Source organism: Microcoleus sp. OTE_8_concoct_300, from assembly GCF_031383065.1.
GTDB lineage: Bacteria > Cyanobacteriota > Cyanobacteriia > Cyanobacteriales > Microcoleaceae > Microcoleus.
The window spans coordinates 1-6965 of sequence record NZ_JANMZH010000224.1; the positions used below are offsets into that span (position 1 = coordinate 1).

The window sequence follows — 6965 nt, forward strand, 5'->3', positions numbered from 1 at the left end:
ATGTCTCTTGATGTAGTCCACAGTACCGTTTAAAGTCGGCGGGGTTTAACTTTTGTACTTGTTCGTAATTCATCTTATGGGAGCTAATTATTTCTTTTATTTTACCTAGAACGAGCGCACTTTCGCAAGAGGTCTATTCAAACGAAGCTGATAGAAGCTGCTGAAAGATTAAGCACAGAACCGGAAGGTGATATTGCTTTTCAAGTTGCAGAGGATGCTTTGAAATTAGAAAGAGATGAGATTATCGCGCTTCGCTTGGCCGCTGTAATCGCAACTCATTAATCAGCGAAGGTATCACAATGCCCATGCACACCGACGGTATAGAAGTGGCTTGGTGAGTTCCAGAGGCGGTCTGTGGCGGGTGAACCGGATCGTGATACGTTCTATAGCAATGGTGAACAAGATACCTGCGACTCAGGCGCATCGGTTGGTTCAGTTTGGTCCAGATGTTCTTAAGTGGTTTCAAGCTCAAGGCCCAGACATAGAGAGCCCTGATTAATTCAGTCTTACGTCATCATATCGAGAGCTGTGGTGAGCAGTCAGCCGTATAACCATTTTGTTGCAGCGGACTGGAGGAGGTGCTTGGTGCATTCCCAAGATTACGTGCAGCCGATGAACTCAGCCTTTATGCCTCTGAGTCCTCGGTGGGGGCGGTAGTTGAAGCATTATCTGTTTAGTGAACAGAGGCAAGCTAGCATAAACAGTCCTAAACGCATTAACAACCTAATTATGTCATTGGCAAGGGTGGCGCGAAGAATCTCAAACCCTTGCAACACCGTTACAGTACGTAAGTCCTATTAATAAAATAGCGATCGCGCTGCCCATAACAGTCCTTAAGTTGACACGACGAAAGGCACTGCCCACTCCCTACACAAAGGGCCAGTTAGAAAAGCGGCAAGCCTTTTTCCTGAAGATCCCCCTTTCGGATAAGATTAGATACGCAGCAACCAATGAGGACACGATGTTATGAGCCAAGACGACATTTTCACTAGAGTCCAGAAAATTGTGAAAGAGCAACTGGAAGTCGAGCTGAGCGAAGTCAAGCCCGAAGCCAACTTTGCTAACGATTTAGGAGCAGATTCCTTAGATACAGTAGAGCTGGTAATGGCCTTGGAAGAAGAGTTTGATATTGAAATTCCCGACGAAGCAGCCGAAGGAATTACTACGGTTCAAGCTTGTGTAGATTACATCAGCAGCCAACTTGCAGCTCCAAAAGCATAAAATACCTGTCTTTTCCCCTAAGAGGAGAGAAGTTAGAAAACTGGAAACTCCTCTTTTGTTCTGCGTTCTGGGTGTTTAATTTTTTGAAACTGAAATCATGACAAATTTAGAGCGTAAGCGCGTTGTTATCACGGGTCTCGGCGCGATTACACCGATCGGCAATACCTTGTCTGAGTATTGGGATGGGTTGCTTGCCGGGAAGAATGGTATAGGCCCGATCACCTTATTCGACCCGTCGCGGCACGACTGCCGCTTTGCCGCAGAGGTGAAGGGTTACGACCCACACGACTATTTAGAGCGCAAGGAAGCAAAGCGGATGGATCGCTTTGCTCAATTTGGGGTGTCAGCGAGCAAACAAGCTGTTGCTGATGCGAAATTTGAGATTAACGACCTGAACGCAGAACAGGTGGGTGTCATTCTTGGCACTGGCATTGGCGGCCTGAAGGTTTTGGAAGACCAGCAAGAGATCTATCTGAATCGCGGCCCCGATCGATGCAGCCCGTTTATGATTCCGATGATGATTGCGAATATGGCCGCGGGCCTGACGGCGATTCATACGGGCGCTAAGGGGCCAAACTCTTGCACCGTGACGGCCTGCGCTGCCGGGTCGAATGCGGTGGGTGATGCGTTTCGCCTAGTTCAGGGGGGTTACGCGCAAGCCATGATTTGCGGCGGTACGGAAGCTGCGGTGACACCTTTGTGCGTGGCGGGTTTTGCTGCGGCGAGGGCGCTTTCGACTCGCAACGATGACCCGACTCATGCTTCTCGTCCGTTCGATCGCGATCGTGATGGTTTTGTTGTCGGCGAAGGTGCTGGCATTCTGATTCTAGAAGAAATGGAATACGCTCTGGCCCGTGGCGCGAAGATTTACGCAGAAATCGTGGGCTACGGTTTAACTTGCGATGCGTATCACATGACTTCCCCGGTACCGGGGGGGGAGGGTGCGTCGCGGGCGATCGCTTTAGCGCTCAAGGATGCGGGTTTGACGCCGGATCAAGTGAGCTATATCAACGCTCACGGCACGAGCACGCTTCCCAACGATTCTACGGAAACCAAGGCGATTAAGCGGACCTTGGGAGACCACGCTTACAAAGTAGCAATTAGTTCTACCAAGTCAATGACCGGTCATCTTTTGGGCGGTTCTGGGGGAATTGAAGCGGTGGCGACGGTAATGGCGATCGCCAATGACAAAATCCCGCCGACAATTAATCTGGAAAATCCCGATCCTGAGTGCGATTTAGACTATGTTCCTCATACAAGCCGCGATCTAAAAGTGGATGTGGCGCTGTCGAATTCTTTTGGATTTGGCGGCCACAACGTGACACTGGCCTTCAAGAAGTTTGTTCGGTAACGGGCAATTTGAAAGTCGAAATTCGAGAGTTAAAGGGTGAAAAATTAATTTTTCACCCTTTAATTTTTAGATAGATTTTAGATTGGGCGATCGACTATTAGCAGTAGATCCAAATTTTAAATTATTCTAGGCTAGATGCAAAAGCCTGCACTAATTTATTGTCGGAAGTAATTGCCGAAATCGAATATTTATGGCCCGCTGAGCTAGGAAACTTAACAGAAAATGCTTGTACATTTTCTTGATTCAAATTAGGGGGATAATACTGCTTGATTTTGTCAAATGTCAGTTCGCCTCCTCCTGTAATATCAGTTGTATAGCCTGTTTCAAGTTCGTTCATATACCCCAAAGCTGCTTCAAAGCCTTCGGGATCTTGCTCTGCCTCAATTTGAACATTTAAAGGAATTCCAAAATCGTTTTCGTAAACTAAGCCGATTACTCCTTCCCTTTTCCATTCATAAAAACTGATTTTATCCTTATTAATTTGAATAAACTTTTCGCCGTTTCGGACAATTAAATAGTTTTCTACATCAAAAAGTATGGGTGGATCGGAAACTATAGTAAGTTCTCCCCATTCCCCTCTTAAATAGTATTTGTCATCCGCCCTAAAAAATTCGTCTATGTTCCCGTAATCAACGCCACCATCTGGATCTGCAATTGGGCTGATGTTGTTCAGAACTAAATCGTAGGTTTGAGGGTGGGGAAAATTGACGGTCATCCGCCGATAACAATACTGTTCCCCTGGTAAAGGCTGAGTGTATAGAGAGTGATTTTCAGTGAGGACAGCTTCCAAGAGGATTTGTATAGATGTTTTAGCATTAATGCTAAGTACATAGCTATCCTCTAGATAAATATTTTCAAATCCCGGAAACTGCCAGTAGTTTAAGCGTTCCATTGTTAAATGTCCCAATCAATAGGAGTATGATTAGCTGGACTTTTTCTGTTAACGAGCTTTCCTTGTAGATCGATTCTACTGCCTTTAGCATTTTTTAGCTCTACATGAGGAGGATTGCTTCCCGGAGCTCTTTGAGTTCCCTGTTTAAGCGTTAGCCTAGCTTTTCCGTTTTTATCAATATATTTTAACGGGCCATTAGGTGTTTGAGTAGGATGCCATCCCTGTTGTGACTCAGCCCACACTTGAAAGTCGCTGGCTTGTGGATTGATGTTAGTTGAGATAGCTTGTATTATTCGTTGCCATGCCATTCGCCCCGCTAGAGTTGCCATACTAATAATTCACCATAAATTAGCTCATTCTCCAGGTAACAACTCCAACCGATATCGATACAAAGCCACAGGATGCCCTCCAGCAGCAAAATAATCCGGGTCTTGCGGCGACAAATAAATCGCTGTCACCTGATCCGCCTCAATTCTTTTACTCGCAGAATCGCCATTTTCTCGGCCTCCAACAACTCGATAAGCCGTGGTTGTTTCCACCTCGTTTAAATAAATATCAGACTCTCCCCGAAAAACTTGCTGAGAAATCTCTGTAGACACAAACTCGCGAGGATTCGGCGTCTCAGTTCCACGACTGGTAACAATCGAAATTAATTGGCGTTCCCCTTTCAAAACAGTAATTTGGCGGTTGGGATTGGTCGGATCGACTTTCACCGAAAGTACCCCACCATCGCCTAAATAAGCCTTAGCAATATTCAAACCGTTAAAAGTGCGATCGGCTACAATCTTTGTAGCTTTTTTAGATGTATAATTATAAATAAAACCAATATTTTTTTCCGGTTGAAATCGCACTTTAAATAATACTGGCTGCTGCAAATACTGGCGGTTGCTTTCAAACCCAGGCGTCACAATATTTGGCGCTAAAGGAGCCGCTAAATCCACCAAAGTGCTCGCAACATTCCAATTGCCGCCCATCCAGTCGGGATATACCAAATCTCCCTTAGCGACAGCGATAGGAGGCTTGCTTTCCCAATTGGGAAAACTGGAGAGGCGATCGCCCAAAACCCCCGCCCTCGCACCGCCACCCCACAGCAACACCAGCAAAACCAAACAAAAACTCCAAAATACCTTCATACCCAATTACATACAAACAACTAACCTTCTGTCTCACTTTCTCTTCTTTCTCTCTTCTCTGCGTTCTCTGCGCCCTCTGCGGTTCATTAATTCAGAAATTAGACAACAAACGAGTTAAACATCATATTTTATACCCTTCTCAGAAACAGGCCTCCTGCCTGTTACACAAAAATCAATTTTATTCTTATGGGGAGTAGGAGTTGGGCAGGATATCCCGCCCCCAATATGCAATTTCAAGGTAAAAAAGCCTATGTTTTAAAGCGCTTCAACAGGTGCAGGTTCCCAAACTTCCCCGTATTTCTCCTGCAATTGGTGCCAATTTTCCACCTGTCCCGGTTCGTATTCCCCCGGTTTTCCCCACTGCAAAAACGCGCTCAAAGCAGCCTCATTTTGTTCGTCCAGAAAACGGATTGCATAAGTAGTAAAATTGCCTCTTTTCGCCTCCCCAGTTTCAAACTTCACCTGTTTGATTTTGTCCATATTCAAGTGAAACTCAAATATATCGGCGTGCATATTGGCATATTTACCCTTTGGCAACTCGGCATAAAATAGCTTGTGAATTGAACCGCGAACTTCCAGCACAGCCGCGCTGCTAGTCACGATTAGACGCAGCGTTCCCAATTGTTCGCAAGCTTCCAAGAATTCTTTCAGATTAGGCATAATTTAATTTGGGAATTGGGAATTGGGCATTGGGAATTGGGCATTGGGCATTGGTAATTTGTAATTGGTAATTAAAAACAACAATAACTAACAACCAACAACTAATGACTAATGACTAATGACTAATGACTAATGACTATTTTTCGTGCAGTTCGTAAGCAGCGACAATCCGCTGCACTAGCGGGTGTCGCACCACATCCGCCTGAGAAAACTCGCAGAAAGCAATGCCCTCAACGTTGCGCAGAATGTTTTGGGCAACTGACAATCCCGACTGTTGGTTTGGTGGCAAATCTGTTTGAGTGATATCGCCCGTCACTACCATTCTCGATCGAAAGCCCAGACGAGTCAATACCATTTTCATTTGAGCCGGCGTTGTATTTTGAGCTTCGTCCAAAATTACGAAAGCATTGCTAAGAGTACGCCCCCGCATATAAGCTAAAGGAGCTACTTCGATCAAGCCTCTTTCCATTAAATCGGCCATTTTTTCAGGGTCGATCATTTCTTGCAGGGCGTCGTAAAGCGGGCGCAAATAGGGATCGACTTTTTGCTGCAAATCTCCCGGCAAAAACCCTAATTTTTCGCCAGCTTCCACGGCTGGTCTTGTTAAAATCAGCCGTTCGTACTGCTTGCTCAACAGCGCTTGTACGGCGAAAATAGCTGCTAGAAATGTTTTGCCAGTACCAGCGGGGCCAATGCAAAATGTCAGGTCGTGGGTGCGTACTGCTTGGACGTATTGCCGCTGCTTGAAGGTTTTGGCTCTAATTTCTTCGCCGCGGCGGGTTCTAGCGAGAACGTCTCGCTGCAAGTCTTGTAAATCGCCTTGGCGGTTGGTATCCAAGGCTTGGCGCGCCGTCTGGATTTCAACTCCGGTAATATTTTTGCCGGATTTCCAATAGTCGGAGAGCGATCGCACTAATTTATGACACAATTCTACTTGACTTTTTGTGCCGGAAATCAGTAGTTCTTGCCCTCGCATTACCAGGTTAGCGCCGGTTTGCTTAGAGATAATTTTCAGGTTTTCTTCTTGATGGCCCGAGAGCGACATCGCGCTTTGAGTGTTCGGCAACTCTATTGTTAATTTTTCAATCATGCCAACATAAGCTCCCTCCAAATAAGCAATTAAAAGTTAACAATTAACAGTTAAATCAGTCACTTTTTGCGAACAAAAAAACGCCCGTTAGTAGGTTTTACCTAGTATCTAAGGCGTCTTTTAGATTTAGCTCCCAAATGAGTTTGGTGCTTGAGATACAAATCAAATCTCCTTTCAATCAAGTCAGGCAACTTTAGATTTTAGATTTTAGATTTTAGATTTTAGATGTACCTCATCCCGCTGACATTTGAGATTTAAAATTTTACATTTGTGTCCGATCGCAAAATCGGCAATCTCAAATCAAGCGGGGCTTGTAATACAAAGTCTACAACAGGCAATCTAAAATCTAAAATTGTTTTTGGGATCGGCAGTTAATAACCGGGAGTATTTCTGCTCGTTCTAAACGTAGGTGTGTTAGTACGGCGAGGTTGTTCTCTCGGAGTTCTGCTAGCTAAGGGACTCGGCGACGGAGGTGGCATCCGGGGTCGGAAGTCGCCTCGCGGCTCGCGCGCGCCCCGCGGCGGCTTCCCCCCCCCGAAGCCACCACCGTCGCCGAGGCCCAGATCGAGCAGAAAACACATAGAACAACCACGCCCTACTAAAAAACCAACGTTTAGA

The 6965-nt window shown here is 45.8% G+C and carries 7 protein-coding genes and 1 pseudogene; 2 read left to right on the forward strand and 6 right to left on the reverse strand.

Annotated elements, in window-relative coordinates:
* The first annotated feature begins 966 nt into the window (after positions 1-966).
* Together acpP and fabF are read left to right on the forward strand one after the other, a co-directional pair.
* Positions 967-1221, forward strand: coding sequence for an acyl carrier protein (gene acpP / locus ACUVJL_RS10800; protein WP_333054563.1), 255 nt, complete (start codon positions 967-969; stop codon positions 1219-1221).
* 97 nt (positions 1222-1318) lie between these two features.
* Positions 1319-2572: a beta-ketoacyl-ACP synthase II gene (gene fabF, locus ACUVJL_RS10805; RefSeq protein WP_445245840.1), complete on the forward strand. Its 1254-nt coding sequence runs from the start codon at positions 1319-1321 to the stop codon at positions 2570-2572.
* 121 nt (positions 2573-2693) lie between these two features.
* Here the strand turns inward: fabF and ACUVJL_RS10810 are convergent, their stop codons facing one another.
* From ACUVJL_RS10810 to ACUVJL_RS10835, 6 genes and pseudogenes are all read right to left on the reverse strand, one after another.
* Positions 2694-3464, reverse strand: a complete 771-nt coding sequence (locus tag ACUVJL_RS10810) for a hypothetical protein (RefSeq protein WP_445245841.1) — start codon at positions 3462-3464, stop codon at positions 2694-2696.
* A 2-nt stretch (positions 3465-3466) separates the two neighbouring features.
* Positions 3467-3793, reverse strand: coding sequence for a hypothetical protein (locus tag ACUVJL_RS10815; RefSeq protein WP_445245842.1), 327 nt, complete (start codon positions 3791-3793; stop codon positions 3467-3469).
* Between the two features lie 24 nt (positions 3794-3817).
* Complete coding sequence (locus tag ACUVJL_RS10820) at positions 3818-4597, reverse strand: DUF6816 family protein (protein WP_445245843.1); 780 nt, start codon at positions 4595-4597, stop codon at positions 3818-3820.
* 255 nt (positions 4598-4852) lie between these two features.
* Positions 4853-5257, reverse strand: a complete 405-nt coding sequence (locus ACUVJL_RS10825; RefSeq protein ID WP_333126186.1) for a ChuX/HutX family heme-like substrate-binding protein — start codon at positions 5255-5257, stop codon at positions 4853-4855.
* Between the two features lie 136 nt (positions 5258-5393).
* Complete coding sequence (locus ACUVJL_RS10830; RefSeq protein ID WP_445245844.1) at positions 5394-6347, reverse strand: PhoH family protein; 954 nt, start codon at positions 6345-6347, stop codon at positions 5394-5396.
* Positions 6348-6718: 371 nt separating this feature from the next.
* Positions 6719-6965 (reverse strand): annotated as a pseudogene (locus tag ACUVJL_RS10835) (hypothetical protein); the annotation flags it as partial.

Coding starts and splice junctions, on each gene's coding strand:
- acpP (WP_333054563.1), top strand. CDS start 967: ATGAGCCAAGACGACATTTTCACTAGAGTCCAGAAAATTGTGAAAGAG.
- fabF (WP_445245840.1), top strand. CDS start 1,319: ATGACAAATTTAGAGCGTAAGCGCGTTGTTATCACGGGTCTCGGCGCG.
- ACUVJL_RS10810 (WP_445245841.1), bottom strand. CDS start 3,464: ATGGAACGCTTAAACTACTGGCAGTTTCCGGGATTTGAAAATATTTAT.
- ACUVJL_RS10815 (WP_445245842.1), bottom strand. CDS start 3,793: ATGGCAACTCTAGCGGGGCGAATGGCATGGCAACGAATAATACAAGCT.
- ACUVJL_RS10820 (WP_445245843.1), bottom strand. CDS start 4,597: ATGAAGGTATTTTGGAGTTTTTGTTTGGTTTTGCTGGTGTTGCTGTGG.
- ACUVJL_RS10825 (WP_333126186.1), bottom strand. CDS start 5,257: ATGCCTAATCTGAAAGAATTCTTGGAAGCTTGCGAACAATTGGGAACG.
- ACUVJL_RS10830 (WP_445245844.1), bottom strand. CDS start 6,347: ATGATTGAAAAATTAACAATAGAGTTGCCGAACACTCAAAGCGCGATG.